This window comes from Pseudomonas sp. H1_D04, from assembly GCF_054683855.1.
Genome location: NZ_CP162826.1, coordinates 836,849 through 863,679, shown reverse-complemented (window position 1 = coordinate 863,679; position 26,831 = coordinate 836,849). Strand labels below are relative to the sequence as shown.

Here is a 26,831-nt window from a genome sequence, read left to right as displayed (position 1 = left end):
CGCGCACAGCCACTCGACTTTGATTGAAAAAACTCATCAAAGGGCGGGAAAAGGAAGAATTGTGAACATGAGCCTTGGAAAGGCTTGAGGAAAAGGGTGTGTGATGGCGCGCCATTGTGGGAGTAAGCCCCTTCCCACATTCGAGCGTATTCACAACTCGAAGGGTGGGAGGGGGCTTGCCCCCGATGACGTCAGTGCAGACGCTATACGACTTCCAGGCGAACCTTATGGTCATTCAGCAACTGCACCAGCGCCGGCACCGGCTGCTGATCCGTCACCAGGCAGTCCACCAGGCTGATCGGCCCTAAACGAATCATGGCATTGCGCCCAAATTTGCTCGAGTCCGCCGCCAGGATCACTTTGCGGGCATTGGCGATGATCGCCTGGGAAACCCTGACTTCCTGGTAATCGAAATCCAACAAGCTGCCGTCTTCATCAATGCCGCTGATACCCACCAAGGCAAAGTCGACCTTGAACTGGTTGATGAAGTCCACGCTGGCCTGGCCCACCACACCGCCGTCACGCCTCACGTTGCCGCCAGTCAGCAGCACGTCAAAGTCATCCTTGGCACTGAGCATGGTGGCGACGTTGAGGTTGTTGGTGATGATTTTCAGGTGGTTGTGATTCAGCAGCGCACGGGCGATGGACTCGGTGGTGGTGCCGATATTGATGAACAGCGAGGCGTGGTCGGGGATTTGCGCGGCAATGGCCTCGCCGATGCGCTGTTTCTCGTCGCGCATCTGGTCGGCACGCATGGCGTACGCGGTGTTTTCGACACTGGAGTCATAGGCCGCGCCGCCGTGGTAGCGGCGCAGCAAATTGGCGTCCGCCAGCTGATTGATATCGCGGCGGATGGTCTGCGGGGTGACAACAAATAGCTGCGCCATTTCCTCGATACTGACGTAGCCGCGCTCGCGGACCAGTTCGAGGATTTGTTGTTGGCGGGGAGGCAGATTCATGGGGCGTCCTTTGGGCTGCCATACAAAAGTGGCCCATGATGACGCAGGAATCCGCTCCCGGCCAGTTACAACCGGAGCTTGGCTTATTCGGCGCCTTCGTGCGGTTCCCAGTCGCGGGTGCGGCTGACAGCTTTTTGCCAGCCAGCGTAGAGTTTTTCTTTGGCTGCTTCATCGAGCTGTGGTTCGAATTCGCGCTCGATCACTGCCTTGCCTCGCAACTCGTCCAGGCTGCCCCAGAAGCCACAGGCCAGGCCGGCCAGATAGGCGGCGCCCAATGCCGTGGTCTCGCGCATTTGCGGGCGCTCGACCTGGGTGCCGAGGATATCGGCCTGGAACTGCATCAGGAAGTTGTTGGCTACCGCGCCGCCGTCCACACGCAGGGCCTTGAGGCGTTCGCCGGAGTCCTGCTGCATGGCATCGAGAACGTCACGGGTTTGGTAGGCAATCGACTCCAGGGCTGCACGAATAATGTGATCCACGCGTACGCCACGGGTCAGGCCGAACAGTGCGCCACGGGCGTAGGGGTCCCAGTAAGGAGCACCCAGGCCGGTGAAGGCCGGGACCAGGTACACGCCATTGCTGTCCTTGACCTTGCCGGCGAAGTATTCGGTGTCGGTGGCGTCGGCGATGATCTTCAACTCGTCACGCAGCCACTGCACAGTGGAGCCGCCGTTGAAGACCGCGCCTTCGAGTGCGTAGGCCACTTCGCCACGCGGGCCGCAGGCGATGGTGGTGAGCATGCCGTGCTTGGATTTCACCGCTTTGTCGCCGGTGTTCATCAGCAGGAAGCAGCCGGTGCCGTAGGTGTTCTTGGCCTGGCCGGCTTCCACGCACATCTGGCCGAACAGCGCCGCTTGCTGATCACCGGCGATACCGCCGATGGCGATGCCGCTCTTGGTGCGGCCGTAGATCTCCGAAGAGGACTTCACTTCCGGCAGCATTTCGCGAGGAACGTCGAGGATCTCCAGCATCTTCGCATCCCACTCCAAGGTGTGGATGTTGAAGAGCATGGTGCGCGAGGCGTTGGTGTAATCGGTGACGTGGGTTTTGCCGCCGGTAAATTTCCAGATCAGCCAGCTGTCCACGGTGCCGAACAGCAGTTCGCCGTTGCGAGCGCGCTCACGGCTGCCTTCGACGTTATCGAGGATCCACTTGAGCTTGGTACCGGAAAAGTACGGGTCGGTGACCAGGCCGGTGGTGTCGTTGATGTATTGCTCGTGGCCATCACGCTTGAGCTGCTGGCAGATCTCGGTGCTGCGGCGGCACTGCCATACGATGGCGTTGTAGATCGGGCGGCCGGTGATTTTGTCCCACACTACGGTGGTTTCACGCTGGTTGGTGATACCGATGGCGGCGACCTGGTCGTGGTGCAGGCCGGCTTGTGCCAGGGCTTCGACCATCACCGCGCTCTGGGTAGCGAAGATTTCCATCGGGTCATGTTCAACCCACCCAGGCTGTGGGTAGTGCTGAGTGAACTCACGCTGGGCGGTGCAGACCACGTTGGCGTCACGATCGAAGATGATTGCCCGGGAACTGGTGGTGCCCTGATCAAGGGCAATGATGTAGTTCTTATTCTGAATGTCGGTCATGTCGATTGCCTTGGACGAGAAATAAGGGAGTGGATCAACAGCCTGGGCCACTAAAAGGGCAGTAGGGACCAGGCGGTATTATCAGGAAATACGGGTTTCGCCAGTGACGGCGGTGTCTTGGGTTTCGGCGACAGCAGGTGCGGCGCTCGGCAGATGACGGGCAATCAGCCCGCGATAGGCCGCAGCACCCAGGCATGCGCCGACAATCGGCGCGAAAATCGGCACCAGGAAGTAAGGAATATCGCGGCCGCCAGTGAAGGCCATTTCACCCCAACCAGCGAAAAAGGTCATCAGCTTGGGCCCGAAATCCCGCGCCGGGTTCATCGCAAAGCCGGTCAACGGGCCCATGGCGCTGCCAATTACCGCAATCAGCAGGCCGATCAGCAGTGGCGCCAAAGGGCCGCGTGGCAGGCCGTTATTGTCATCGGTCAGGGCCATGATCACGCCCATCAGAATCGCCGTAATGACCATTTCCACCAGGAAAGCCTGTGCAGTGCTCAGCAGGGCATGAGGGTAGGTGGAGAACACCGACGCCAATTCCAGGCTGGCTTGAGTGCCGCGTACCAGATGATGGGTTTGTTCGTAATCGAAAAACAGATTGCTATAGAGCGTGTACACCAGCGCCGCTGAGCAGAATGCGCCGGCCACTTGGGCGAGGATGTAGAAGGGCAGTTTGCGCTTTTCGAAATCGGCGAAAAGGCACAGGGCGATGCTGACGGCTGGGTTGAGGTGAGCCCCGGAAATACCGGCGCTCAGGTAGATCGCCATGCTGACGCCGATACCCCAGATGATGCTGATTTCCCATAACCCAAAGCTGGCACCCGCGACCTTGAGGGCAGCGACACATCCTGTACCGAAGAAGATCAGAAGCGCAGTCCCCAGGAACTCGGCCATGCATTGGCTCGAAAGTGAAGGCTGTTGAAGAGCAGTTGTCATGGAAAACCTCAATTGTTGTTCTTGTCTGGCGCACTGCCTCAACGGGCGGTGGCGCGATTTTCACCGTGACGAGGATCCCCATCCAAGGCACGGCTTACTGCTGGAATACTGTAGGTGTATTACTACAGTGTTCGTAAGCGAAAAAATATAGACAAGAATGACCGCTGTCAAAGGTCGAAAGTGAACGGTCAGTCACTTTCGAACTATGGGTTTGATGAATGATCATGCTTGCCCTACGGAGTATCGTTTGAAGAGAGGTGCGCATTAGAGCGTTTTACGCGGGCTTGGCCTAGAATTGGCCACCTGTTTGCCACCGCCGGAGACGCCATGACCCCCGCATTGGATTTGTTGAAAAAAGTTCGCGCCGAACATCGCATCCACAGTTATGAACACGATCCCAAGGCCGCCTCATATGGCCTGGAGGCCGCAGAAAAGTTGAGCCTCGACCCGGAGCAGGTGTTCAAGACCTTGTTGGCCAGCAGCGAAAAAGGCGAATTGTTGGTGGCTGTGGTGCCGGTCGTCGGAAGTCTGGACTTGAAAGCCCTGGCGCACGCGGCGGGGGTGAAAAAAGTAGAAATGGCCGACCCGCCGCGGCGCAGCGTTCTACCGGTTATCTGTTAGGTGGCATCAGTCCGTTGGGGCAGAAGAAGCGTTTGCGCACGTTTATCGATGTGACGGCGCAGCCGTTCACGACGATTTTTGTCAGTGCGGGGAGACGGGGTTTGGAAGTGGAGTTGTCGGCAGCGGTGCTGGCGGAGCACACCCAGGCCATATTCGCAGAAATTGGTCGGGCGTAATCCCAGGCTCCTGGAGAACCCATGTGGGAGGGCGCTTGCTCACTATCGCTGTAGGTCAGCCGGTGTATCTACAGCTGACCCACTGCCATCGGGAGCAAGCTCCCTCCCACATGATGACCAGTATTCTTCAAATACTCAGTGTGCCGGGTTGTAGCGCCGTACGCCCGATTCGGATCGAGGGATCTGCGCCGCGGTGCTGCCCGAAGCCTGAAACAGCACCAGATGCTCAGCGGCTACACGAATCCCCACATCCGCCCCCACCTGATGGTCGGCATGACTGGGGAAAATCGATTCCAATTGCGCGCCGGTCGGCAACTGCAGACGGTACAAGGTGGATGCACCGAGGAACGTCTTACCGACGATCCGGGCTTTCAATGCACTGTCCGGCGCGTAGACGATGTCATCCGGGCGTAGCAACACATCCACCGCACCACCGGTCGGCCAGGTGTAGGCGCGATTGCCGCGCAGGTCACCCAGTTCGGTGCTGACGGACTCGGGCGAGCTCAATTGACCACGAATGAAATAACCCTGGCCGATAAAGCTGGCGACGTAGGGTGTCTGAGGTTCGTGATAGAGGTTGTAGGGCGTGTCCCACTGCTCTAGACGGCCCTCCTTGAAGACGCCGACCTGATCACTCACGGCAAACGCTTCTTCCTGGTCATGGGTGACCAGGATCGCACTGGTGCCGCGCGCCTTGAGAATGTCGCGCACCTCATGGCTGAGCTTGCGCCGCAGTTCGCCATCAAGGTTGGAGAAGGGTTCGTCCAGCAGCAACAGTTGAGGCTCCGGCGCCAGGGCGCGGGCGAGGGCGACACGTTGCTGCTGGCCGCCGGACAGTTCGTGAGGGAAGCGCTTGCCCAGATTCTTCAGGTTGACCAGTTCCAGCAACTCGGTAACCACGCGATCCTTTTGTGGATGCTTGCGGATGCCGAACGCGATGTTGTCGGCCACGCTGAGGTGGGGAAACAGCGCATAGTCCTGGAACACCATGCCGATGCGACGCTTCTCCGGTGCCAGGGTGAAACCGGCACTGGAGATCACTTCTCCTGCCAGGCTGATTTCGCCTTCATGCACCGGCTCAAAACCGGCAATCGCGCGCAGAGTGGTGGTTTTACCGCAGCCTGATGAGCCGAGCAGGCAACCGATATCACCCGCGTTCAGGTGCAGATTGAGGTTCTGTACCACCCGTTGATCTTGATAGCCGCATGCCAGATTGCGCAGGTTCAGCAGAAGTGGCTGGCTCATGCGTGGTGGTACGAAGGCGGGACGAGGAATTCGAGCAGAGCCTTCTGAGCGTGCAGGCGGTTTTCGGCCTGGTCCCAGGCGACCGAGCGCTCATCGTCAAGCAGGTCGAGGCTAATTTCTTCGCCGCGGTGAGCGGGCAGGCAGTGCATGAACAGCACATCCGGCGCAGCCAGGTCGAGCAAGGCCCGATTTACCTGGTACGGCGCGAACAGGGCCAGGCGCTGGGCGGTTTCGTCTTCCTGGCCCATGGAGGTCCAGACGTCGGTGCTGACGAGGTGCGCGCCCAGCACGGCGTCACGTGGGTCACGCACCAGGGTGACGCGATCGCCGGCCTGTGCCAGGAAGCGCGCGTCAGGCTCGTAGCCTTGCGGGCAAGCAATGCGCAGTTGGAAGTCGAATTGGATCGCCGCTTCTATATAGCTGTTGCACATGTTGTTGCCGTCACCGATCCAGGCCACGGTCTTGCCTTGGATGGAGCCACGGTGCTCAAGGAAGGTTTGCATGTCAGCCAGCAACTGGCACGGGTGCAGGTCATCGGACAGGCCGTTGATCACCGGAACTCGTGAGTTGGCGGAAAATTCGGTGACGGTGCTGTGGGCAAAGGTACGGATCATCACCGCATCCAGCATGCGCGACATGACGCGGGCGCTGTCGGCGACAGGCTCGCCACGACCCAGTTGAGTGTCGCGCGAAGACAGGAAGATGGCTTGGCCACCTAGTTGGATCATGCCGGCTTCAAAAGACACACGGGTGCGGGTCGACGACTTCTCGAAAATCATGCCGAGGACGCGGTTTTTCAAAGGCTCGAACAGTACGCCGCGGTTACGCAGGTCTTTAAGCTCAATGCCTCGACGGATCACGCTGACCAGCTCTTCGGGCGTGCAATCCATCAGGGAGAGAAAGTGCCTTGCGCTCATCATTAACTACCTTTTTGCAACAGACCGCAGATACTCAAAGCCTTGTTTATTGTGACAACGGGCGAGACCTGCGGCGAAAGCCGCACGGGGCGACGAAATAGGGGAAGGCGCGATATTGACATTAAATGTCGCGTCTTACCAATAGGGCTACGTTTTTAGGGGTGTTCAAGAAGGGCGCGAGAGCGCTTTTGAAGACGATTTCCTGACGGCAGCGGGCCATTTGTACACTGGCGTCGCAACCTTTTGCAATGCGCGGGGGCGGGCTCGGATCAGGCCGCGTCGGTTTCCGGGGCTGTATATAGGGTTTTGTAACATTTGCTCATGCTTGGTCATGGCCTGGCCTAATGCTTGCCGATTCACAGGACGAACGATACTGGCGTCTGTCATGGTCGCGGCCCATAGTCAGACCAAAGCCCCTATAAAGAGACTGGCCATGACCAAGACTCTCCATCACCGTGCGTGCCATCTATGTGAAGCCATCTGTGGCTTGACCCTGGAAACCACCCAAGCCGAAGACGGCAGCCTGGCGATCACCTCGATCAAGGGCGACGCGTTGGACACCTTCAGCCGTGGTCATATCTGCCCAAAGGCGGTGGCGTTGCAGGATATCCAGAATGACCCGGACCGCCTCCACCAGCCGATGTTGCGAACGGGCAGCGAATGGCGAGCGATCCCTTGGGACGAAGCGTTTTCCTTGGTCGCCGAGCGGCTGTCGAGTATCCAGGCCCGGCACGGGCAGAATGCGGTGGGGGTGTATCAGGGCAACCCCAGTGTGCACAACTATGGGCTGATGACTCACAGCAACTACTTCCTCGGCCTGCTCAAGACGCGCAATCGGTATTCCGCGACCTCTGTGGATCAGTTGCCTCATCACCTCACCAGCCACTTGATGTACGGCCATGGTCTGCTGCTGCCGATCCCGGACATCGATCACACCGACTTTATGCTGATCCTGGGTGGCAACCCGCTGGCTTCCAACGGCAGCATTATGACCGTGCCAGATGTGGAGAAGCGCCTTAAGGCCATTCAGTCCCGGGGCGGCAAAGTGGTGGTGGTAGATCCTCGGCGCAGTGAAACGGCGGCGATTGCTGATCAACACCTATTCGTGCGGCCCGGTGGGGATGCGGCGCTGTTGTTCGGTGTGCTCAACACCTTGTTTACCGAAAACCTGACACGCGCCAGTCATTTACCGGTAGACGGTCTTGAGGACGTTCGCCGTGCTATCGCAGGCTTTACTGCCGAGGCCATGAGCCGCCAGTGTGCGGTGCCTGCCGAACAGATCCGCCAATTAGCGCGGGACTTTGCCGCAGCGGACAAGGCCGTGTGTTATGGGCGTATGGGTGTGTCGACCCAGGCGTTTGGCACGCTCTGCCATTGGTTGGTGCAGTTGATCAACCTGGTCACCGGCAACCTGGACCGGGTTGGCGGCGCCTTGTGCACCACCCCCGCGGTGGACCTGGTGGCGTCGACCGGCGGGGGGCATTTCAACCGCTGGCAAAGCCGGGTTTCCGGGCGTCCGGAGTACGGCGGCGAGTTGCCGGTGTCGGTCCTGGCTGAAGAAATGCTTACTGACGGCGAAGGGCAGATTCGCGCATTGGTCACGGTAGCGGGCAATCCTGTGCTGTCGACCCCTAACGGTCGCCAGTTGGAGCAGGCGCTGGATGGGTTGGAGTTCATGGTCAGTATCGATCTTTACATCAACGAGACCACTCGGTACGCCGATCTGATTTTGCCGTCCACCTCGGCCCTGGAAAACGATCACTACGACACCACCTTCAACATGTTTGCGGTACGTAACGTCACCCGGTTCAACCGCGCGATCTTGCCCAAGCCTGAAGGGGCCTTGCATGACTGGGAAATTTTCGTCGGTCTGGCCACCGCCTTTGCGGCGCAGACCGGTGTTGTGCTTAAACCGACGATGCCGCCGGCCAAGATGATCGACTTCGGACTGCGTGCCGGGGCGTATGGTGATGCGTCGAGTCATAAGCTGTCGGTTGCGATGCTGGACGATCACCCCCATGGCGTGGATTTGGGGCCGTTGCAGCCCAATCTTTCTGCGCGCTTGAAAACGGCTGACGGCAAGGTTCAGGCCGCGCCTGCTGTGATTCTTGCCGACCTGGCGCGCTTCGCCGCGCAGCCGCTGCCCATGGCTGACGAACTGCTGCTGATTGGCCGTCGGCATGTGCGCAGCAATAATTCCTGGATGCATAATTATCATCGCTTGGTGAAGGGCAAGCCCCGACATCAATTGCTGATGCATCCCGATGACCTTGTCAGTCGGCAACTGAGTGATGGTCAGCGGGTTCGCGTGAGTTCGCGCATTGGCATGATCGAGGTAGAGGTGCTGGCCAGTCTGGAGATGATGCCCGGGGTCGTCAGCCTGCCCCATGGCTGGGGCCACGCTCGCCCGGGCGTCAAGATGACCATCGCCAGCGGGCAACCGGGGGCGAGCGCGAATGACTTGACCGACGAGCGGCAGTTGGATGAGCTATCGGGGAACGCTGCGCTCAATGGCGTTCCGGTCCAGGTAGCAGCGGCCTGAGCACCCGGCTGGAATTTTGCGTTACAATGCGCCACCGTGCCGACCTGTGAGTCGCAAAGTTCCAGCCGAGGTGTTCCATGGATATCATCGAAACGATCAAAGAGCAGATTGCCAATAACACCATTCTGCTTTACATGAAGGGCGCCCCTAACGCTCCTCAGTGCGGTTTCTCCGCGAAGGCTTCCCAGGCTGTTATGCAGTGTGGCGAGAAGTTCGCTTACGTGGATATCCTGCAAAACCCGGAAATCCGCGCCAACCTGCCGAAGTACGCCAACTGGCCGACTTTCCCACAGCTGTGGGTAGCCGGTGAGCTGGTTGGCGGTAGCGATATCATCACTGAAATGGCAGCTGATGGTTCGTTGCAGACGCTGATCAAAGACGCAGCGGCAAATGCGGCGGCCAAGACTGACGCTTGATTCGCCTGCAATAAAAAGCCCCGCTTCTCGTGAGAGAGCGGGGCTTTTTTGTGGGGTTTTACCGGCAAGCCGATAAGGCTTATTCGCCCATCTGCGATTGCAGGTAATTTTCCAGGGTGACCTTGTCGATCAGGCCCAATTGGGTTTCCAGCCAGTCGATGTGTTCTTCCTGATCTTCCAGGATATCTTCCAGCAATTCACGGCTGCCGAAATCGCCTTGGGCTTCGCAGTGAGCGATGGCCGCCTTGAGGTCGCTGTGGCTCTTGCGTTCAAAGCCCAGGTCGCTGCCGATCATTTCCTGGGTGTGCTCGCCGATGTTCAGCTTGCCCAGGTCCTGGACGTTCGGTAGGCCTTCCAGGAACAAAATGCGCTTGATCAGCGCGTCTGCATCCTTCATGGCTTTGATGGATTCTTTGTATTCGCGCTTGCCAAGCTTTTCCAGGCCCCAATCGTCGTACATGCGTGCATGCAGAAAGTACTGATTGATCGCGACCAGTTCATTGGCAAGGATTTTGTTGAGTTGCTGGATGACTGAGATGTCGCCTTTCATGACTGGGGTCCTGCCCTGTAATAGCTGTGTATAGGGCGGAGTTTGAGCGGCGAAAACCTCAGTGTCAAACCTAAGTTATTGAATAATAAATGAAAATTAATCGGAATAAGAATGTTTGTGTTCCGCGTCTTGGGGCTAACTAATTGAATTACAGGCATAAAAAAACCGGACACTAAGTCCGGCTCTTTAAAACACGCCTATTTAAGCGTGTGTAAATTCTGCTGAGTAGGGGAGTGCTGCCTGGGCTGTCTGCAGCTGCGTCAGGGTTTCCCGTACCACTTGCTTGGCGAGGCAGGCACATTTGCCACATTGGCTGGCAACGCCGGTGGTTTCACGTACTTCCTTATAGCTGCAGCAACCTTCATAGATTGCTTCGCGGATTTGTCCGTCGGTGACGCCAGTACAGAGGCACACATACATAGGGAGAACCGTCGCGGGGTTAAGGCTTAAGTGCGATGGATCTTAATGTTAACGAGAATGATTGTCAAAGTAGATTCGTAGGGTATTTGCCCGCACCGCCCTCACGCTGACGAACGGTTTTTTCAGTGTATGATGGTCGGTCTTCACGAAGCGTGACTGCGTCACAGGGCTGTCGCTTGAATGCGGCAGACTCAGGGCCGGTCCTTTTACTTCAATCGTCACCCTTACATCAGGAGATACCTAATGAGCGTACTCGTCGGCAAACAAGCCCCGGATTTCGACGTACCTGCCGTGCTCGGCAATGGCGAAATCGTTGACAGCTTCAAACTGTCTGAAGCCATTAAAGGCAAATACGGCCTGGTGTTCTTCTACCCGCTGGACTTCACTTTCGTCTGCCCTTCGGAGCTGATCGCTCTGGACCACCGCATGGACGATTTCAAGGCGCGTAACGTTGAAGTGGTCGCCGTTTCCATCGACTCCCATTTCACCCACAACGCCTGGCGCAACACTGCCATCAACGATGGCGGCATCGGCAAAGTCAAATACACCATGGCTGCCGACATGAAGCACGACATTGCCAAGGCTTACGACGTTGAGTCCGAAGGCGGCGTGGCTTTCCGTGGCGCGTTCCTGATCGATGACAAAGGCGTTGTCCGCTCGCAGATCATCAACGACCTGCCGCTGGGCCGTAACATGGAAGAGCTGATTCGCCTGGTCGACGCTCTGCAATTCCACGAAGAGCACGGCGAAGTGTGCCCTGCCAACTGGAAGAAGGGCGACAAAGGCATGAACGCTTCGCCAGAAGGCGTTGCGGCTTACCTGACCGAGAACGCTGGCAAGCTGTAAGCCAGAATCGAGGTACAAAAAAACCGGCCTGTGACAGGCCGGTTTTTTTATAGGCGGGATTTGAACTCAGTCGCCGAAGTCTTCCCAGCCGCCCATCTGCTTCCAGCGGTTGACGATGCCGCAGAACAGATCAGCTGTCTTTTCTGTGTCGTATCGGGCCGAGTGGGCTTCGCGACCGTCGAAATCGATACCGGCGGCCTGGCAGGCTTTGGCCAATACGGTCTGACCGTAGGCGAGGCCGGCAAGGGTTGCGGTGTCGAAGCTGGAGAACGGGTGAAACGGGTTGCGCTTCATGTCCAACCGCGCCACGGCTGCGTTCAGGAAACCCAGGTCGAAGCTGCTGTTATGCCCGACCAGGATCGCGCGTTTGCAGCCATTGGCCTTCAACGCCTTGCGCACTCCACGGAAGATATCGGTCAGCGCTGCTTCTTCACTCACCGCCATGCGCAGTGGGTGATCAAGCTTGATCCCTGTGAACTCCAGGGCTGCCGCTTCAATGTTGGCACCTTCAAACGGCTCGACGCGGAAGAAGTGGGTGTGTTCTGGATACACAAAGCCCTGTTCGTCCATGCCGATGGTCGTCGCGGCAATTTCCAGCAGCGCGTCGGTGGCGCAATTGAAACCGCCGGTTTCTACGTCGATAACGACAGGCAGGTAGCCACGGAAACGTTCGGCCATCGGGTGGCGCGAACCACCACCGCCGTGTTCCTGGTCGTCATCGTAATGGTCTTCACTCACTTGCTTTCCTCCAGCAGGCGCCAGCGCAGTGTTTCACCGGCGCGCAGCGGGATAACGGTCAGCTCGCCAAATGGCAGGCTGGCAGGGGCGGTCCAGTCTTCACGGACCAGGGTAATGCGGTCGGTATTCGCCGGCAGGCCATAGAAACGTGGGCCGTTGAGGCTGGCGAAACCCTCGAGTTTGTCCAAGGCGTTGCGTTGTTCGAACGCTTCTGCGTACAGCTCGATGGCGGCATAAGCGGTGTAGCAACCGGCACAGCCGCACGCGGCTTCCTTGGCGTGCTGGGCGTGAGGCGCGGAGTCGGTGCCGAGGAAAAACTTCGGATTACCGCTGGTCGCGGCATCCAGCAAGGCCACCTGGTGGGTATTGCGCTTGAGGATTGGCAGGCAATAGAAGTGCGGCCGAATCCCGCCCACCAGCATGTGGTTGCGGTTGTACAGCAGGTGATGGGCGGTGATGGTTGCGCCTACGTTGGCCGAGGCCTCGGTGACGAACTGCACGGCATCGGCCGTGGTGATGTGCTCGAACACCACCTTGAGGGTCGGGAATAGCTCGACCACGCGGCGCATGTGCTCGTCGATGAAGATCTTCTCGCGATCGAACACGTCCACGTCGCCACGGGTAACTTCACCGTGGATCAGCAGCGGCATGCCCACTTCGGCCATGGCTTCGATAGCGGGCAGGATCTTGTCGATACTGGTCACGCCGGAGTCGGAGTTGGTGGTCGCGCCAGCAGGGTACAGCTTGGCGGCGTGCACATAACCGCTGGCTTTGGCCTCGCGAATTTCTTCGGGCTGGGTGCGGTCGGTGAGGTAGAGCACCATCAACGGTTCGAAGCGGCTGCCGGCCGGTCGTGCAGCGAGGATACGCTGGCGATAGGCATCGGCTTCAGCGGCGTTACGCACCGGTGGTACCAGGTTAGGCATGATGATGGCGCGGCCAAACGTACGCGCTACATCGGCCACGGTTTGGGGCAACGCAGCACCATCGCGAAGATGAATATGCCAGTCGTCGGGACGCAGCAGGGTCAGGCGGTCGGACATTGGGGATTCCAGGCGGGTCAATCTGGTGGGAATGCTACCGGAAAAGACTCTTGCAGGCACTCGCTATCAAGTTTTGCAGGATGCATCCGATAGCCTTTCGTATGCCTTATCGATGTATGACGCTTTGAAGTGTTGTAGAAACCAGTGGAGCCTCCCGTGCGCCAGCATTATCTAGCCCTGCTCAGTGTGTTCGCCAGCCTGCCTGCGATGGCCCTCACGTTCCAGACACGTCTGGAGAATATTGAGTGGAAAGTAGAGGGCGACAAGTTCGAGTGCCGCCTGACCCAACCGATCACCGATTTCGGTTCGGGTGAGTTCGTGCGCCGGGCGGGTGAGCAGGCGACGTTCCGTCTGAAAGCCTATAACGGATCGCTGGGCGCAGGATCGGCCACCTTGTTGGCTGCCGCTGCCCCTTGGCAGCCCGGTCGGGGTGACATCAACCTCGGTGCCGTACGTGCTGGCAGCGGTGATGTGCTGTTCAACAGCTCTCAAGCCCAGGCTGGGCGTCTGTTCAACGGTTTGCTCGATGGCCGCTCGCCCACCGTGCGGCACTATGGGCGTGAGGGCGGCTATTCAGAAATTCGCCTGCTGCCGGTGAAATTCAACAAGGCCTACAGCGACTATCAGCTGTGCACGGCCAAGTTGTTGCCGATGAATTACGATCAGGTCAAGCAGACTGAAGTCGGCTTCCCTGGGGGGGCATCGAGCTCGACGCCGCGGCCAAGCAGAAGCTGGCAGTGATTCTCGAATTCATGAAAGCGGATCCTACCGTCAACCATGTCGAATTGAATGGCCATTCGGACAACAGTGGCAATCGCCTGAGCAATCGCGATGTTTCACGCCGCCGCGCGCTGGCGGTGATGGACTACTTCAAGGCCAATGGTATCCAGGAGTCCCAGATTACCCTGCGTTTCCATGGCGAAAGTTACCCCTTGGCGCCCAATACCAATGCCGCCAACCGGGCCCGCAACCGCCGTGTGAATATTCAGCTCGAACGTGTGGCTGTCCCCGAGAAACCGGCGCCCCAGGCGGCGGGGCCGAGCAACCCAGCACACGCCTCCTGACGTGCGACCATCGGTCGCTCGCTCGACATAATCTGTCGCTTTATCTTCATTTGCTGTCGCGCCCCTGTAAATCCACGGTTTTGATCGGTAGAATCGACGCCTTTCCGTACAACCCCGTGGAGTGATGGCATGGCCGACGTAAACAAGGTCGTTCTCGCGTATTCCGGCGGCCTGGACACTTCGGTGATCCTCAAGTGGCTGCAGGATACTTATAACTGTGAAGTGGTGACCTTCACCGCTGACCTGGGTCAGGGCGAAGAGGTCGAACCTGCACGTGCCAAGGCGCAAGCCATGGGCGTGAAAGAGATCTACATTGACGACCTGCGCGAAGAATTCGTCCGCGATTTCGTCTTCCCGATGTTTCGCGCCAACACCGTCTATGAAGGCGAGTACCTGCTGGGTACCTCCATCGCACGTCCGCTGATCGCCAAGCGCCTGATCGAAATCGCCAACGAAACCGGCGCTGACGCCATTTCCCATGGCGCTACCGGCAAGGGCAACGACCAGGTACGTTTCGAGCTGGGTGCCTACGCGCTCAAGCCCGGCGTGAAAGTGATTGCCCCTTGGCGTGAATGGGACCTGCTGTCCCGTGAAAAGCTGATGGATTACGCTGAAAAACATGCAATCCCGATCGAGCGTCATGGCAAGAAGAAATCCCCGTACTCGATGGACGCCAACCTGCTGCACATCTCCTATGAAGGCGGCGTGCTGGAAGACACCTGGACCGAGCACGAAGAAGACATGTGGAAATGGACCGTCTCCCCGGAGAACGCTCCAGACAAGCCGCAGTACCTGGAGCTCACCTACCGCAACGGCGACATCGTCGCACTGGACGGCGTCGAAATGACCCCGGCCACTGTGCTGGCGACCCTGAACCGTATCGGTGGCGAACACGGTATCGGCCGTCTCGACATCGTAGAGAACCGCTATGTGGGCATGAAGTCCCGTGGCTGCTACGAAACCCCAGGCGGCACCATCATGCTGCGCGCTCACCGCGCCATCGAGTCCATTACCCTGGACCGCGAAGTGGCTCACCTCAAAGACGAGCTGATGCCCAAGTACGCCAGCCTGATCTACACCGGCTACTGGTGGAGCCCAGAGCGTCTGATGCTGCAACAGATGATCGACGCCTCCCAGGCTCACGTGAACGGCGTTGTGCGCCTGAAACTGTACAAGGGTAATGTGATCGTTACCGGCCGCAAGTCTGATGATTCGTTGTTCGACGCCAACATCGCCACCTTCGAAGAAGATGGCGGCGCTTACAACCAGGCTGACGCAGCAGGCTTTATCAAGTTGAACGCATTGCGCATGCGCATTGCCGCTAATAAAGGCCGCTCGTTATTCTGAGTGTTTAGCTTGTTTTGAAGAATGGCCCCTTGTTCAAGGGGCCATTTTTTTTGCCTGAGTATTCTAAATAGATCGGTATCGTTTAACGTTGTTTAATCAGTGTTCAAACTTATTCGAATAAGGTGTTTTTTCTCGATTGCTGTGTGCTGTCTGCGATTTTTTGTAGGGAGGAATGAATTTTTTACATCTGCATAGGAACTAGTCTTACAGATAATTCACTCATGTGGGTGCGGGAGAACATGTGAGAGACCTAAGACTCTGTAGTAAATAGGGATGTAAAAAAATATGTTAAATGGAACTGAAACTACCGACTTTTCTCCACCAGCTCCAGTATCCGTAGTCGAAAGACAAGGGGCATTTCCTGATAGTTGTGTGGGGCTCGTTCACGTTCTGCCCTTGGTAACCTGGAAATTTTACTCAAAATGTGTGATGGGACGGAAAGGTCTGAAAGGCTCCATAAAACCGGAAACATTCGAATCGGTGTTTTTTTGTAGGGCGTTTCCTTTATCGCTGTGGGTTGGGTCTCTGCTTGCTGTTGCTCGGGGGGGGACGCTATGCCAACTATGAAACGACTAGGCTATTGTGCTTGCTCTAAATAATTCGAACAGCGAAATTGGACTTTCTCATGAATAAAGTGCTGATCGTGGATGATCATCCCGTCATTCGTCTTGCTGTGCGTATGCTAATGGAGCGTCATGGTTATGAGGTCGTTGCCGAGACCAATAACGGTGTCGATGCGTTGCAACTTGCGCGGGAGCATATGCCGGACATTGTCATATTGGATATTGGGATTCCTAAACTCGATGGCCTGGAAGTTATTTGCAGGTTGTCGTCTGCCAAACAACCTATACCCTTTAAGGTGCTGGTGCTCACATCCCAGGCCCCAGGTCACTTTTCCATGCGTTGTATGCAGGCGGGCGCTGCGGGTTATGTGTGCAAACAGCAGGACTTGACTGAATTGCTGAGTGCGATCAAAGCGGTTTTGTCGGGTTACAGCTACTTTCCAAACCAGGCACTCAACTCGGTACGCTCCACCATGGGCAACGCCAGTGAGGCTGATATGGTCGAGCGGTTGTCAGGCAGGGAAATGATGGTGTTGCAGCAACTGGCTCGGGGCCGGACGAACAAGGAAATCGCCGACGGTATGTTCCTCAGCAACAAGACTGTCAGCACCTACAAGACTCGCTTGTTGCTTAAGCTCAATGCTCGTTCCCTGGTGGATTTGATCGAACTGGCCCAGCGCAACGGCTTGGTATAGAAGGCTTGCAGGCTGCACCTAGCCCAGCATAGTCCGCAGAAAAAAGCCTCCGTAAGGGAGGCTTCCGGCCCTCGACCGCTGGCTTAGAGATCGAAGTCGTAGTCGGCCAGTTGTTTTTGCAAGCGTCGTTCTTCCAGAAGATTGTCGATAGTACGGCGTTTGCTCAGATTGGTCTTGGCGACCTCTATCACGGGAGCCTCTGCACCATCATCATCCGACTCAACGAGGTCGTCTTCCACATCCAACTGTTCTTTGTCAGTGCTCATAACGTTAACTCCGGAGTAAGACTGCCGTTGGCGCTCCTTATAACGATAATCCATGAACGGGTAAAAAAGATTTTTTCAATCGACTGATCGAGAAAACTAATGCCCCCTCAATCGTCCGACGTTTTGTCCTTGTATTCGCACAGGTCTTCGATACGGCAGCTGCCGCAGCGTGGCTTGCGTGCCTGGCAAACGTAGCGCCCGTGCAGGATCAGCCAATGGTGGGAGTCGAGCAAGTAGGGCTTTGGCACGAACTTCATCAACTGCTTTTCTACCTCAACCACGTTCTTGCCACGTGCAATGCCCGTTCGGTTGCTGACCCGGAAGATATGAGTGTCCACGGCCATGGTCAGTTGCCGGAATGCAGTGTTGAGCACAACGTTGGCGGTTTTGCGGCCCACACCCGGCAAGGCTTCCAATGCTTCACGGGTTTGCGGCACTTCGCTTCCATGCAGCTCTACCAGCAGGCGGCAGGTCTCAATGACGTTTTTGGCCTTACTGTTGTAGAGGCCAATGGTCTTGATGTATTCCGACAACCCATCCACGCCTAACGCATAAATCGCCTCTGGCGTGTTTGCCACGGGATACAGCTTGGCCGTGGCCTTGTTGACGCCAACGTCCGTGGATTGGGCCGACAGGATCACCGCAATCAGCAACTCGAACGGCGAGGAGTATGCCAGTTCGGTCTTGGGTTCCGGATTGTCTTCGTGAAGTCTGCGGAAAATTTCCAGGCGTTTTGCGGCGTTCATGAGGCAGAAGATTCCTTGTTGGCGAGCAACGTGGTTTCGAATAGTGGGCCCAAGCCTGGAACCCTGCTACCAGTCACCGTGAAGTCTGAATTCCGAGCGCCCATCGATAGCGTGAGTACAACCATACTTGGCGGCGTGCCCAGCCACACGTCAAGCACCATGGGCATCTACCTGACGCTGGGCTTCTTCGAGCTTGTTTTGCGCATCGGCCAATTGTTGTGCATCGGCCTGTTGATCCTGGGCTTTCTTCAATTCGGCGCGGCGCATCGCCAGTTGGATTTTGGCGCGCTTGAGGCCAGCGGTGTTGCTCACAGGTGCTGCGGGAGTGTTAGCGGGTTCAAGCTTGGCCAGTGCCTGCTCAGCTGCCTCAAACTGTTGTTGTAGGACGATCAACTGGGATTGCTGCTCAAACGTCGGCGGATGCCCGAAGGCTTTCAATGATTTATGCAACTGAGCGCGGCTCATCGCGACATTGACTTTGGCTTTTTTCACCGCCGCGTCCTGTGCGGCCTGTGCTCCATCCAGCGGCACAGGCGTCACCTGCGCTGGACGTTTGGCCCGCGCCAGACGTTCGGCGAGCTTGTGGTCCTCTTCCCGTTGCAGGCGCGCGTTACGTTGCTCGAAGCGCCAACGTGCGCGATTGCGCTTGATATCGCGCTCATGCCGTTCTTCGTCGTTGGCCGCCAAGCCGCCTACGATAGGCAGTACGGTGATCGGAGGACGCATCTCGATGCAGTCTACCGGGCAGGGCGCGACGCAGAGGTCACAGCCCGTGCACTCGTCGATAATCACTGTGTGCATAAACTTGGCAGCGCCGACGATGGCATCCACCGGGCAGGCCTGGATGCACTTGGTGCACCCGATGCACTCGGCCTCGCGGATATACGCAACCTGCGCAGGCGCCTCGCCACGGGTGGTGTCCAGTTCCAGCAGCGGCAGGCTCAGCAACTGCGCCAGGCCCGCAATCGTTTCATACCCACCCGGCGGGCACTTATTGATGGCCTCGCCCTGGGCGATGCCCTCGGCGTAAGGCTTGCACCCTGGGTGTCCGCACTTGCCGCATTGGGTCTGCGGCAGCAGTGCGTCGATACGTTGAATCAGGCTCATGTTTTGATCATTGCATTGAAGCCCCGGAATACCAGCGCCATCAGCTCGACCGGTAGGCCGCGAAAAGGTAGGAAAATGTCATTGCCCGCGATCTGCTGGCGTAAGTCGCTGAACAGTCTCAGCAACGGCCAAAAACCGAGACCGACGTCCAGGCTCATCGCGAACATGTGAGGTAGGACCTTTGCGTGTGAGTCCACAGCAATACCAGGCCCAACACGCCCGCGTTATCCAGCCATAAGCTACCTATAGCCCTGTCGCCGAGACGACAGGGCTGTATTGCAGCGTTACTTGATGCGCTGACCCGGCTTGGCGCCGCTATCAGGGCTCAGCAGGTAGATCTCTTCACCCCCAGGGCCGGCCGCCATCACCATGCCTTCGGAGATACCGAACTTCATTTTTCGAGGCTTGAGGTTGGCGATCATCATGGTCAGGCGACCATCGAGTTTGGACGGATCCGGATAAGCGCTCTTGATCCCGGAAAACACATTGCGTTGCTCGTCACCGATATCCAGCGTCAGGCGCAGCAGTTTGTCGGCACCTTCTACGGCTTCCGCCTTGATGATAAGCGCAACACGGAGGTCAACGGCGGCAAAGGCGTCAAACTCGATTTCCGGAGAAAGTGGGTCTTTGGCCAATTCACCATTGCCTGTTGGTGCAGTCGAACCGGTGTCGGTCTGGCTAGCAACGAGGTCTTCTTTCGAAGCGTCGGTCATGGCTTGGACTTTTACCGGATCGATGCGGGTCATCAGCGGCTTGAACTCGTTCAACTGGTGGTTGCTGAGCAAGGTGGTGTGGTCGTTCCAGGTCAGTGGCGCAACATTGAGGAACGCCTCCGCGTCGGCTGCCAGCAACGGCAGAACCGGTTTGAGGAAGATCACCAACTGGCGGAACAGATTGACACCTGTGGCGCAGATCGCCTGCACTTCCGCCTGCTTGCCTTCCTGCTTGTTCAACGACCACGGGGCCTTATCGGCGATCCAGGCGTTGGCGCGGTCGGCCAGGCCCATGATCTCGCGCATCGCGCGGGCAAAGTCGCGGGCTTCATAGGCGTCGGCGATGCTTGGCGCGGCGGCCCGGAACGCATCGGTCAGTTCCGGTGCGGCATTTTCTGCCACCAGTAAGCCGGCGTTGCCCTTGTGGATAAATCCGGCGCAACGGCTGGCGATGTTCACGACTTTGCCCACAAGGTCCGAGTTGACCTTCTGTACGAAGTCTTCCAGGTTCAGGTCGAGGTCGTCGACGCCACGGCCCAATTTGGATGCGTAGTAGTAGCGCAGGTATTCCGGGGACAGGTGGTCCAGGTAGGTGCGCGCCTTGATGAATGTGCCACGGGACTTGGACATCTTCTGCCCGTTGACCGTCAGGTAGCCGTGCACGGCAATGCCAGTAGGCTTGCGGTAGCCCGAACCTTCGAGCATCGCTGGCCAGAACAGTGCGTGGAAATTGACGATGTCCTTGCCGATGAAGTGGTACAGCTCGGCGGTGGAGTCCTTGCCCCAGAACGCGTCGAAGTCCAGCTCCGGCGTACGGTCGCAGAGGTTCTTGAAACTGGCCATGTAGCCGATCGGTGCGTCCAGCCACACATAGAAGTACTTGCCTGGCTCGTCTGGGATCTCGAAGCCGAAGTACGGCGCGTCGCGCGAGATGTCCCACTGTTGCAGGCCCGCATCCAGCCATTCGGCGATCTTGTTGGCCACGGCATCCTGAAGGGTGCCGCTGCGGGTCCAGGTTTGCAGCATCTGCTGAAAATCCGGGAGCTTGAAGAAGAAGTGTTGGGAATCCTTGAGCACCGGTGTGGCGCCGGAGATGGCCGACTTCGGATCCTTCAGATCGGTGGGCGCATAGGTCGCACCGCATTTTTCGCAGTTGTCGCCGTACTGGTCTTCGGTGCCGCATTTCGGGCAGGTGCCCTTGATGAAGCGATCGGCCAGGAACATTTTCTTTTCCGGGTCGAAATACTGTGTGATCGAACGCTGGGCAATGTGCCCGGCGTCGCGCAGCCGCAGGTAGATCTGGTTCGACAGTTCGCGGTTTTCTTCAGCGTGAGTCGAGTGGAAGTTATCGAAATCCACCAGGAACTCGGCAAAGTCGGCGCTGTGTTCAGCCTGCACATTGGCGATCAGTTGTTCCGGGGTGATGCCTTCCTTTTCGGCGCGCAGCATGATGGCCGAACCGTGGGCGTCGTCCGCGCAGACATAAATGCATTGGTTGCCGCGATGCTTCTGGAAGCGCACCCACATATCGGTCTGGATGTACTCAAGCATATGGCCAAGATGGATAGAACCATTGGCATAGGGCAGGGCGCTGGTGACGAGGATCTTGCGTGGCTCGGACATGGGGCTCGGCTACTTGATGAAACGGAGGTCGGCCACTATAAAGCGCCAGGAAATTTATTTCACCCCGTGGCGCTGTTTCAGCATCTTCCCCATCTTCGAAAGCATGCCGTTAAGCGGCCGGAACGGTTAGGATAGCCGCCTGTTTCAGTCAGTCTTTTTTCGGGAGTAGCCCATGAGCGCCGTGAATCGCGCAGCGGTGGAAGCCGTTCTTCGCCAGTACACCGACCCCTATTTGAATCAGGACCCGGTCAGTGCCGGTTGTGTGCGCGCCATTGAGGTCCAGGGCGATCAGGTGTCGGTCCACCTGGAGCTGGGCTATGCCGCCGGTCTGTTCAAGAGTGGCTGGGCGCAGATGCTGCAAATCGCCATTGAAGGTCTGGATGGTGTGGCATCTGCCAAGGTCGACATCCAGTGCGTAATCGCGCCGCACAAGGCTCAGGCGCAGATCCCGGGCCTGGCTAACGTCAAGAATGTAATTGCCGTGGCGTCCGGCAAGGGCGGCGTGGGGAAATCCACCACGGCTGCCAACCTTGCCCTGGCGCTGGCACGTGAAGGCGCGCGAGTGGGCATTCTAGACGCTGATATCTATGGTCCAAGCCAAGGCGTGATGTTCGGAATTGCAGAAGGCACGCGGCCGAAGGTCAAGGATCAGAAGTGGTTCGTGCCTATCGAATCTCTTGGCGTGGAAGTCATGTCCATGGCGTTCCTGACCGATGACAACACGCCGATGGTATGGCGTGGCCCGATGGTCTCCGGCGCCTTACTGCAATTGGTTACGCAGACCGCCTGGGGCGATTTGGATTACCTGGTCATCGACATGCCGCCAGGCACTGGCGATATCCAACTGACCCTCGCGCAGAAAGTCCCTGTGGCCGGCTCGGTGATCGTGACCACGCCCCAGGACTTGGCGCTGCTCGATGCCAAAAAAGGTGTGGAGATGTTCCGTAAGGTCAACATCCCGGTGCTGGGTGTCGTGGAGAACATGGCCGTGCACATTTGCTCCAACTGCGGCCACGCTGAGCATCTGTTTGGTGAAGGCGGCGGTGAAAAGCTGGCGACCCAGTACGGGGTTGAATTGCTGGCTTCGTTGCCGTTGTCGATGGCGATTCGAGAACAGGCCGACGGCGGTAAACCTACTGTTGCGGCCGAGCCTGATGGTCAGATCGCCATGGTGTATCAGGAGCTGGCCCGTCACGTGGGTGCGCGGATCGTACTGCAGGAAGCATCAGCACCGGCAATGCCGACGTTTACGGTGAGCGAAGACTGAAAAGGTTGCGGCGAAAAAAGCCTCGCGTTGTCGGGGCTTTTTCTTGCTCGCAAAACCGCCCACGAATATTAGTTGCGCATTTACGCAATCAGGCGTGTAAGCAATCGCCTACTTTTGCGTAAGTGTTTGGGTTTTTTACCTGGCGTGTGCGGCTAAAATCGATGAAGGCATTTTCTATCTCTATGAAATATAAAGATTATTTATCGTCGCCAGAGAGCGATCACGTGTCGGTCGGCGATTTGGATCCCATTGAACTTCCCTTGGAACTCTCTAACATCAGTCCTGTGTCCACGGATTGACACAGCCATTAAGGAACGATGGCTCAGGGAACGTCGCAGGATGCGATTCATCAGGATGATGAAAAGGAATAAAGGGACTAGGGAAAAAATGTGGGCGGGTCATACCGCCCCTTTTTTTTGCCTGCAAAAAAGTAAATGCCTGCTCCAGAATGCAAAAAAGCCCCGGAAAGGGGCTTTTTCAGTTGGGCGGCGGCGCTATTAGCGCTCCAGGTGTTTGATCTTGCCTTTTTTACCATCCCAATCTTCTGCGTCAGGCAGCGAGTCTTTCTTCTCAGTGATGTTCGGCCAGATCTCCGCCAGCTCGACGTTCAACTGAATAAATTCCTGCATATCCGCCGGGACTTCATCCTCGGAGAAGATAGCGACGGCCGGGCATTCTGGTTCACACAGGGCGCAATCAATGCACTCATCCGGGTGGATGACCAGGAAATTCGGGCCTTCGTAGAAGCAGTCCACCGGACACACTTCGACGCAGTCGGTGTACTTGCACTTGATGCAGTTGTCGGTAACGACGAAGGTCATTTCTAATTTTCTCCTCAGGCGGCGGCAGCGAAACCCTGTGTGGCAGGGCTCGCGAGGTTCGGGAGCGATAGTCTGCAGGCCAGGCTAAGAGCCCGCAGCATCCCAAACCGCGCGAGAGTCTACCAGCTTGCAAGCGTCTGCGTTATATCCGAACTTGCAGTGCATATAACATTTCGAGCGCTTTACGCGGTGTTAAGCCGTCCAGGTCAAGCTTGGCTAGCTCATCCAGCACAGGGTGTGGCAGGCTGGCGAACATATCGCTCTGGTGAGGCGCGGCAGGTTTGTTGGCGGTCTTGGCTGGGCTGGTAACCACGGTTTCATGGGGCAGAGCCGTGGTTTCCAGGCGACTGAGGTGTTCACGGGCACGCACGATCACGTCGTTCGGCACTCCGGCCAATTGCGCCACCGCCAGTCCGTAACTTTGGCTGGCGGGCCCAGGCAACACATGATGCAGGAACACGATGCGTTCGTTGTGCTCAGTGGCATTGAGGTGAACGTTGGCCACCAGTGGCTCGCTTTCCGGCAGCACCGTCAGTTCGAAGTAGTGTGTGGCAAACAGTGTGTAAGCCCGCAGATGCGCCAATCGCTCGGCGGCTGCCCATGCCAGGGACAGACCGTCGAAGGTGCTGGTGCCGCGACCCACTTCGTCCATCAGCACCAGGCTGCGCTCGGTGGCGTTGTGCAGGATGTTGGCGGTTTCGCTCATTTCCACCATAAAGGTCGAGCGGCCACCGGCCAGGTCATCGCTGGAGCCGATCCGGGTGAAAATCCGGTCCACCAGGGACAGTTCGCAACTGGCCGCCGGCACAAAGCTGCCGATATGCGCCAGCAACACGATTAAAGCGGTCTGGCGCATGTAGGTCGATTTACCACCCATGTTAGGACCGGTGATCACCAGCATGCGTGTATCGTCGTCCAGGGACAGGTCGTTGGCGACGAACGGCGTGGTCAAGACCTGTTCCACCACCGGATGGCGGCCCTGCACGATGCGCATGCACGGTTCGCTGACAAAGCGTGGGCAGTTGAGATCAAGGTTCAACGCACGTTCGGCAAGGTTGCTCAATACATCCAGCTCCGCCAGGGCGGCGGCAGTGTCCTGCAGCGGCGCCAATTGGCTGATCAAGTCTTCGAGCAAGGTCTCATAGAGCATTTTCTCGCGGGCCAGGGCACGGCTCTTGGCTGACAGCGCCTTGTCTTCGAACTCTTTGAGTTCCGGTGTGATAAAGCGCTCGGCGCCTTTGAGGGTCTGGCGACGTTGATAATCGATCGGTGCCGACTCGGCCTGCTTGCTTGGTAACTCAATAAAGTAGCCGTGCACGCGGTTGTAGCCGACCTTCAGGTTGGCGAGACCGGTGCGGGCTTTTTCGCGGGCTTCCAGGTCAATCAGGAACTGCCCGGCGTTTTCGCTCAGGGCTTGCAGTTCATCCAGCTCACTGTCGTAACCGGTCTTCAATACACCGCCGTCACGGATGATCGCCGGCGGGTTATCGATGATGGCTTTTTCCAGCAGCGCGGCCAGTTCCGGGTAGGTGCCCGCCGTGATTGCGAGCTGTTGCAGGTGCGGCGTGTCCAACTCGGTCATCGCTACTTGCAACTGCGGCAGGGCGCCAAGGGCGTCGCGCAGGCGTGCCAAGTCACGAGGGCGCGCATTTCGCAGTCCAATCCGTGCCAGGATCCGCTCAATGTCACCGATTTCTTTCAGCTGTGGCTGGAGCTTTTCAAAGCGATAGCCATCCAGCAGGCATGTAATAGAGGTTTGACGCGCTTGCAGTACGCTCAGATCCCGCAGCGGACGATTCAGCCAGCGTGTCAGAAGGCGGCTGCCCATGGCAGTCTGGCAACGGTCGACCACCGATTGCAGCGTGTTGTCACGCCCGCCGGACAGGTTGGTGTCCAGTTCCAGATTGCGACGGCTGGCACCATCGAGCACCACGGTATCGTCCAGGCGCTCATGGCGCAGGCTGCGCAAATGCGGCAGGGCAGTGCGCTGGGTTTCCTTGGCGTAGCTGAGCAGGCAACCGGCGGCGCCGATGGCCAGGGTCAGGGTTTCGCAACCGAAGCCTTTCAGGTCTTGTACCGAGAACTGCTGGCACAGGCTTTTGAGCGCCGAATCACGCTCGAAATCCCACGGCGCACGGCGCTTGGTCCCACGACGTTTTTCCGCCGGCAGGTCCTTCGGCCAATCATCCGGGATCAGCAGTTCCACAGGATTGATGCGCTCCAGTTCCGCCAGCAAGTTCTCCCAGCCCTTGATCTCCAGCACGCTGAAATTGCCGCTGGTGATGTCCAGCACGGAAAGGCCGAACAGCCGTTCATCGCCCAACACCGCAGCGATCAGGTTATCGCGACGCTCATCCAGCAGCGCCTCATCACTCACCGTGCCCGGTGTAATGATGCGCACCACCTGACGCTCTACCGGCCCCTTGCTGGTCGCCGGGTCGCCGATCTGCTCACAGATCACCACCGACTCGCCCAGCTTCACCAGCTTGACCAGATAGCCTTCCAACGAATGGTAAGGAATCCCACACATTGGAATTGACTGTCCCGCCGACTGCCCGCGCGCGGTCAAGGTAATGTCCAGCAACTTGGCGGCCTTCTTCGCGTCTTCGTAGAAGATCTCGTAGAAGTCGCCCATGCGATAGAACATCAACTGATCAGGGTGCTGGTTTTTCAGGCGCCAGTATTGCTGCATCATTGGCGTATGGGAGGACAGATCGGAAGTGTGTTTACTCATCAGATAGTTAGCAAATTCGTTGAAAGGAGTGGGGCAAAGGTGGGCGCTCGGCCCTGCTGATTTTGCAATGGCCGCAAGGTTAACACGCGAGGTCGGCCCTTCGCAGGTCGCAAACGGCCAGGTAAAACGTAAAAAAGGGGCGGCGCATTTATTTAAATGCACCGCCCCTTTTGCCTTTCGGCCTGTGCTGAATATGGACGCCTCTCTCAGTACGAAACGGCGATAGCCTTGGCCAGTTGCATGTCGGACATAAGCGGCGCGGGGTAGGTCGAATGATAGTACCGAGATGCCCGTTCAAACTCGGCCCCGCGGATTTCGCCGTCCGAACCGATAAACGCAAGGGCGTCGGTTTTCGATGATGTAAAAAGCTTTGGCGCTTCGGTCGTGAGAGAAGTAGTGCCTGCAACCAAGATGGTTGGCACGAACGTGGAGTACATCAGCGCTTTATCGAAGGGGTTGGCATTTTCTGCCGCCACTGCCTGATTGCCCATCAGCACCATGACAGCGATTGTCAGCGTTTTCCATGAGTCCATTCGTCGATGTTTCCATTTTGATTTAAGGGCGGGACGATATCAGGGCCGGCCATTCCCCGCGGTCACCTCATCCGGGCGAAGCATAGAAGTGGTTGAGCACTGCCAGCTCAATCCCAGCCACTATTGCGCAGAGCACAACGAAGCCTCGGCTGAAGACCCGCTTACTATTGGATGAGGCTCCTTCTATCCAGTGCGCGTCGGTGTAGCTTGTGAACATCCCAATGAGCGCCAGTAGGGTGCATGTCTGCACCTTGCTCCAGAAGCTCTGATCTCGCCATGAAGTCATCCGTGTTATTCCATATAGCACATTGCCTAGCCAATCTTCGCTTTACTACTGCGCGCTGAGCTGAAGGC

General features: G+C 57.7%; 23 protein-coding genes and 2 pseudogenes. 8 read left to right on the top strand and 17 right to left on the bottom strand.

Annotated elements, in window-relative coordinates; translation table 11 throughout:
* Positions 1-203 precede the first annotated feature (203 nt).
* From AB4N82_RS04120 to AB4N82_RS04110, 3 genes are all read right to left on the bottom strand, one after another.
* Positions 204-959: a DeoR/GlpR family transcriptional regulator gene (locus AB4N82_RS04120; protein WP_032891803.1), complete on the bottom strand. Its 756-nt coding sequence runs from the start codon at positions 957-959 to the stop codon at positions 204-206.
* 83 nt (positions 960-1,042) lie between these two features.
* A complete protein-coding gene (gene glpK / locus AB4N82_RS04115) occupies positions 1,043-2,548 on the bottom strand; it encodes a glycerol kinase GlpK (RefSeq protein WP_032891801.1) in 1,506 nt (501 codons plus the stop codon).
* A gap of 81 nt (positions 2,549-2,629) precedes the next feature.
* The gene (locus tag AB4N82_RS04110; protein ID WP_032891800.1) at positions 2,630-3,484 is read right to left on the bottom strand and encodes an MIP/aquaporin family protein; all 855 of its coding nucleotides are present in this window, start codon (positions 3,482-3,484) and stop codon (positions 2,630-2,632) included.
* Between the two features lie 327 nt (positions 3,485-3,811).
* On the opposite strand from AB4N82_RS04110, the pseudogene ybaK reads away from it, so the two are divergent.
* Positions 3,812-4,281: pseudogene (ybaK, locus tag AB4N82_RS04105) on the top strand (Cys-tRNA(Pro) deacylase).
* Between the two features lie 135 nt (positions 4,282-4,416).
* Here ybaK and AB4N82_RS04100 read toward each other — a convergent pair.
* Together AB4N82_RS04100 and argF are read right to left on the bottom strand one after the other, a co-directional pair.
* On the bottom strand, positions 4,417-5,526 hold the full coding sequence (locus tag AB4N82_RS04100; protein ID WP_095183949.1) for an ABC transporter ATP-binding protein: 1,110 nt from the start codon (positions 5,524-5,526) through the stop codon (positions 4,417-4,419).
* Positions 5,523-6,443, bottom strand: a complete 921-nt coding sequence (gene argF, locus AB4N82_RS04095; protein ID WP_032891794.1) for an ornithine carbamoyltransferase — start codon at positions 6,441-6,443, stop codon at positions 5,523-5,525. The genes AB4N82_RS04100 and argF overlap by 4 nt, the downstream gene beginning before the upstream one ends.
* A gap of 433 nt (positions 6,444-6,876) precedes the next feature.
* On the opposite strand from argF, the gene AB4N82_RS04090 reads away from it, so the two are divergent.
* Complete coding sequence (locus AB4N82_RS04090) at positions 6,877-8,985, top strand: molybdopterin oxidoreductase family protein (RefSeq protein WP_122764805.1); 2,109 nt, start codon at positions 6,877-6,879, stop codon at positions 8,983-8,985.
* Positions 8,986-9,062: 77 nt separating this feature from the next.
* The gene (gene grxD, locus AB4N82_RS04085; protein ID WP_032891789.1) at positions 9,063-9,401 is read left to right on the top strand and encodes a Grx4 family monothiol glutaredoxin; all 339 of its coding nucleotides are present in this window, start codon (positions 9,063-9,065) and stop codon (positions 9,399-9,401) included.
* A 79-nt stretch (positions 9,402-9,480) separates the two neighbouring features.
* Here grxD and bfr read toward each other — a convergent pair whose 3' ends face one another.
* Positions 9,481-9,951, bottom strand: a complete 471-nt coding sequence (gene bfr / locus AB4N82_RS04080) for a bacterioferritin (RefSeq protein WP_017526353.1) — start codon at positions 9,949-9,951, stop codon at positions 9,481-9,483.
* A 201-nt stretch (positions 9,952-10,152) separates the two neighbouring features.
* A complete protein-coding gene (locus tag AB4N82_RS04075; protein ID WP_010564137.1) occupies positions 10,153-10,371 on the bottom strand; it encodes a bacterioferritin-associated ferredoxin in 219 nt (72 codons plus the stop codon).
* 243 nt (positions 10,372-10,614) lie between these two features.
* Here AB4N82_RS04075 and AB4N82_RS04070 point away from each other — a divergent pair, with 243 nt between their 5' ends.
* The gene (locus AB4N82_RS04070) at positions 10,615-11,217 is read left to right on the top strand and encodes a peroxiredoxin (RefSeq protein WP_003172097.1); all 603 of its coding nucleotides are present in this window, start codon (positions 10,615-10,617) and stop codon (positions 11,215-11,217) included.
* A gap of 66 nt (positions 11,218-11,283) precedes the next feature.
* Here AB4N82_RS04070 and rnt read toward each other — a convergent pair whose 3' ends face one another.
* Together rnt and pyrC are read right to left on the bottom strand one after the other, a co-directional pair.
* Positions 11,284-11,955: a ribonuclease T gene (gene rnt, locus AB4N82_RS04065; RefSeq protein ID WP_032891788.1), complete on the bottom strand. Its 672-nt coding sequence runs from the start codon at positions 11,953-11,955 to the stop codon at positions 11,284-11,286.
* Positions 11,952-12,998, bottom strand: coding sequence for a dihydroorotase (pyrC, locus tag AB4N82_RS04060; RefSeq protein ID WP_032891786.1), 1,047 nt, complete (start codon positions 12,996-12,998; stop codon positions 11,952-11,954). The genes rnt and pyrC overlap by 4 nt, the downstream gene beginning before the upstream one ends.
* Positions 12,999-13,154: 156 nt before the next feature.
* Here pyrC and AB4N82_RS04055 point away from each other — a divergent pair.
* The 3 genes and pseudogenes from AB4N82_RS04055 (at position 13,155) to AB4N82_RS04045 (ending at position 16,667) form a co-directional block, all read left to right on the top strand.
* Positions 13,155-14,062: pseudogene (locus AB4N82_RS04055) on the top strand (flagellar protein MotY).
* Between the two features lie 129 nt (positions 14,063-14,191).
* Positions 14,192-15,409: an argininosuccinate synthase gene (locus AB4N82_RS04050; RefSeq protein WP_012722490.1), complete on the top strand. Its 1,218-nt coding sequence runs from the start codon at positions 14,192-14,194 to the stop codon at positions 15,407-15,409.
* A 625-nt stretch (positions 15,410-16,034) separates the two neighbouring features.
* Positions 16,035-16,667, top strand: coding sequence for a response regulator transcription factor (locus tag AB4N82_RS04045; protein ID WP_032891784.1), 633 nt, complete (start codon positions 16,035-16,037; stop codon positions 16,665-16,667).
* Between the two features lie 83 nt (positions 16,668-16,750).
* Here AB4N82_RS04045 and AB4N82_RS04040 read toward each other — a convergent pair whose 3' ends face one another.
* The 5 genes from AB4N82_RS04040 to metG all read right to left on the bottom strand — a co-directional run bounded on the left by AB4N82_RS04040 (position 16,751) and on the right by metG (position 21,122).
* Positions 16,751-16,933, bottom strand: coding sequence for a PA3496 family putative envelope integrity protein (locus AB4N82_RS04040; protein WP_032891782.1), 183 nt, complete (start codon positions 16,931-16,933; stop codon positions 16,751-16,753).
* 107 nt (positions 16,934-17,040) lie between these two features.
* A complete protein-coding gene (gene nth / locus AB4N82_RS04035; protein WP_032891781.1) occupies positions 17,041-17,679 on the bottom strand; it encodes an endonuclease III in 639 nt (212 codons plus the stop codon).
* Between the two features lie 150 nt (positions 17,680-17,829).
* A complete protein-coding gene (gene rsxB / locus AB4N82_RS04030) occupies positions 17,830-18,786 on the bottom strand; it encodes an electron transport complex subunit RsxB (RefSeq protein WP_122764808.1) in 957 nt (318 codons plus the stop codon).
* Positions 18,783-18,953, bottom strand: coding sequence for a hypothetical protein (locus tag AB4N82_RS04025; protein WP_206073123.1), 171 nt, complete (start codon positions 18,951-18,953; stop codon positions 18,783-18,785). Before AB4N82_RS04025 ends, rsxB begins: the two co-directional genes overlap by 4 nt.
* A 117-nt stretch (positions 18,954-19,070) precedes the next feature.
* Positions 19,071-21,122, bottom strand: coding sequence for a methionine--tRNA ligase (metG, locus tag AB4N82_RS04020; RefSeq protein ID WP_122680286.1), 2,052 nt, complete (start codon positions 21,120-21,122; stop codon positions 19,071-19,073).
* Positions 21,123-21,294: 172 nt separating this feature from the next.
* On the opposite strand from metG, the gene apbC reads away from it, so the two are divergent.
* Entirely contained in the window at positions 21,295-22,389 is a 1,095-nt protein-coding gene (gene apbC, locus AB4N82_RS04015) for an iron-sulfur cluster carrier protein ApbC (RefSeq protein WP_122764809.1), read from the top strand.
* A 497-nt stretch (positions 22,390-22,886) separates the two neighbouring features.
* Here the strand turns inward: apbC and fdxA are convergent, their stop codons facing one another.
* From fdxA to AB4N82_RS04000, 3 genes are all read right to left on the bottom strand, one after another.
* Positions 22,887-23,210, bottom strand: a complete 324-nt coding sequence (gene fdxA, locus AB4N82_RS04010; protein WP_095183956.1) for a ferredoxin FdxA — start codon at positions 23,208-23,210, stop codon at positions 22,887-22,889.
* A gap of 142 nt (positions 23,211-23,352) precedes the next feature.
* Positions 23,353-25,944 carry a DNA mismatch repair protein MutS gene (gene mutS / locus AB4N82_RS04005; protein WP_122752547.1) on the bottom strand — a complete coding sequence of 864 codons (2,592 nt, stop codon included), beginning with the start codon at positions 25,942-25,944 and terminating at the stop codon, positions 23,353-23,355.
* 206 nt (positions 25,945-26,150) lie between these two features.
* Positions 26,151-26,477: a DUF2388 domain-containing protein gene (locus tag AB4N82_RS04000; RefSeq protein WP_032891774.1), complete on the bottom strand. Its 327-nt coding sequence runs from the start codon at positions 26,475-26,477 to the stop codon at positions 26,151-26,153.
* Positions 26,478-26,831 lie beyond the last annotated feature (354 nt).

What these genes read in the sequence shown, in the direction of transcription:
- metG (WP_122680286.1), bottom strand. Translation starts at nt 21,122, where the DNA reads ATGTCCGAGCCACGCAAGATCCTCGTCACCAGCGCCCTGCCCTATGCC.
- AB4N82_RS04120 (WP_032891803.1), bottom strand. Translation starts at nt 959, where the DNA reads ATGAATCTGCCTCCCCGCCAACAACAAATCCTCGAACTGGTCCGCGAG.
- AB4N82_RS04100 (WP_095183949.1), bottom strand. Translation starts at nt 5,526, where the DNA reads ATGAGCCAGCCACTTCTGCTGAACCTGCGCAATCTGGCATGCGGCTAT.
- AB4N82_RS04045 (WP_032891784.1), top strand. Translation starts at nt 16,035, where the DNA reads ATGAATAAAGTGCTGATCGTGGATGATCATCCCGTCATTCGTCTTGCT.
- rsxB (WP_122764808.1), bottom strand. Translation starts at nt 18,786, where the DNA reads ATGAGCCTGATTCAACGTATCGACGCACTGCTGCCGCAGACCCAATGC.
- AB4N82_RS04040 (WP_032891782.1), bottom strand. Translation starts at nt 16,933, where the DNA reads ATGAGCACTGACAAAGAACAGTTGGATGTGGAAGACGACCTCGTTGAG.
- AB4N82_RS04050 (WP_012722490.1), top strand. Translation starts at nt 14,192, where the DNA reads ATGGCCGACGTAAACAAGGTCGTTCTCGCGTATTCCGGCGGCCTGGAC.
- AB4N82_RS04110 (WP_032891800.1), bottom strand. Translation starts at nt 3,484, where the DNA reads ATGACAACTGCTCTTCAACAGCCTTCACTTTCGAGCCAATGCATGGCC.
- AB4N82_RS04070 (WP_003172097.1), top strand. Translation starts at nt 10,615, where the DNA reads ATGAGCGTACTCGTCGGCAAACAAGCCCCGGATTTCGACGTACCTGCC.
- AB4N82_RS04075 (WP_010564137.1), bottom strand. Translation starts at nt 10,371, where the DNA reads ATGTATGTGTGCCTCTGTACTGGCGTCACCGACGGACAAATCCGCGAA.
- nth (WP_032891781.1), bottom strand. Translation starts at nt 17,679, where the DNA reads ATGAACGCCGCAAAACGCCTGGAAATTTTCCGCAGACTTCACGAAGAC.
- AB4N82_RS04025 (WP_206073123.1), bottom strand. Translation starts at nt 18,953, where the DNA reads ATGTTCGCGATGAGCCTGGACGTCGGTCTCGGTTTTTGGCCGTTGCTG.
- apbC (WP_122764809.1), top strand. Translation starts at nt 21,295, where the DNA reads ATGAGCGCCGTGAATCGCGCAGCGGTGGAAGCCGTTCTTCGCCAGTAC.
- mutS (WP_122752547.1), bottom strand. Translation starts at nt 25,944, where the DNA reads ATGAGTAAACACACTTCCGATCTGTCCTCCCATACGCCAATGATGCAG.
- argF (WP_032891794.1), bottom strand. Translation starts at nt 6,443, where the DNA reads ATGAGCGCAAGGCACTTTCTCTCCCTGATGGATTGCACGCCCGAAGAG.
- bfr (WP_017526353.1), bottom strand. Translation starts at nt 9,951, where the DNA reads ATGAAAGGCGACATCTCAGTCATCCAGCAACTCAACAAAATCCTTGCC.
- pyrC (WP_032891786.1), bottom strand. Translation starts at nt 12,998, where the DNA reads ATGTCCGACCGCCTGACCCTGCTGCGTCCCGACGACTGGCATATTCAT.
- AB4N82_RS04000 (WP_032891774.1), bottom strand. Translation starts at nt 26,477, where the DNA reads ATGGACTCATGGAAAACGCTGACAATCGCTGTCATGGTGCTGATGGGC.
- fdxA (WP_095183956.1), bottom strand. Translation starts at nt 23,210, where the DNA reads ATGACCTTCGTCGTTACCGACAACTGCATCAAGTGCAAGTACACCGAC.
- AB4N82_RS04090 (WP_122764805.1), top strand. Translation starts at nt 6,877, where the DNA reads ATGACCAAGACTCTCCATCACCGTGCGTGCCATCTATGTGAAGCCATC.
- glpK (WP_032891801.1), bottom strand. Translation starts at nt 2,548, where the DNA reads ATGACCGACATTCAGAATAAGAACTACATCATTGCCCTTGATCAGGGC.
- grxD (WP_032891789.1), top strand. Translation starts at nt 9,063, where the DNA reads ATGGATATCATCGAAACGATCAAAGAGCAGATTGCCAATAACACCATT.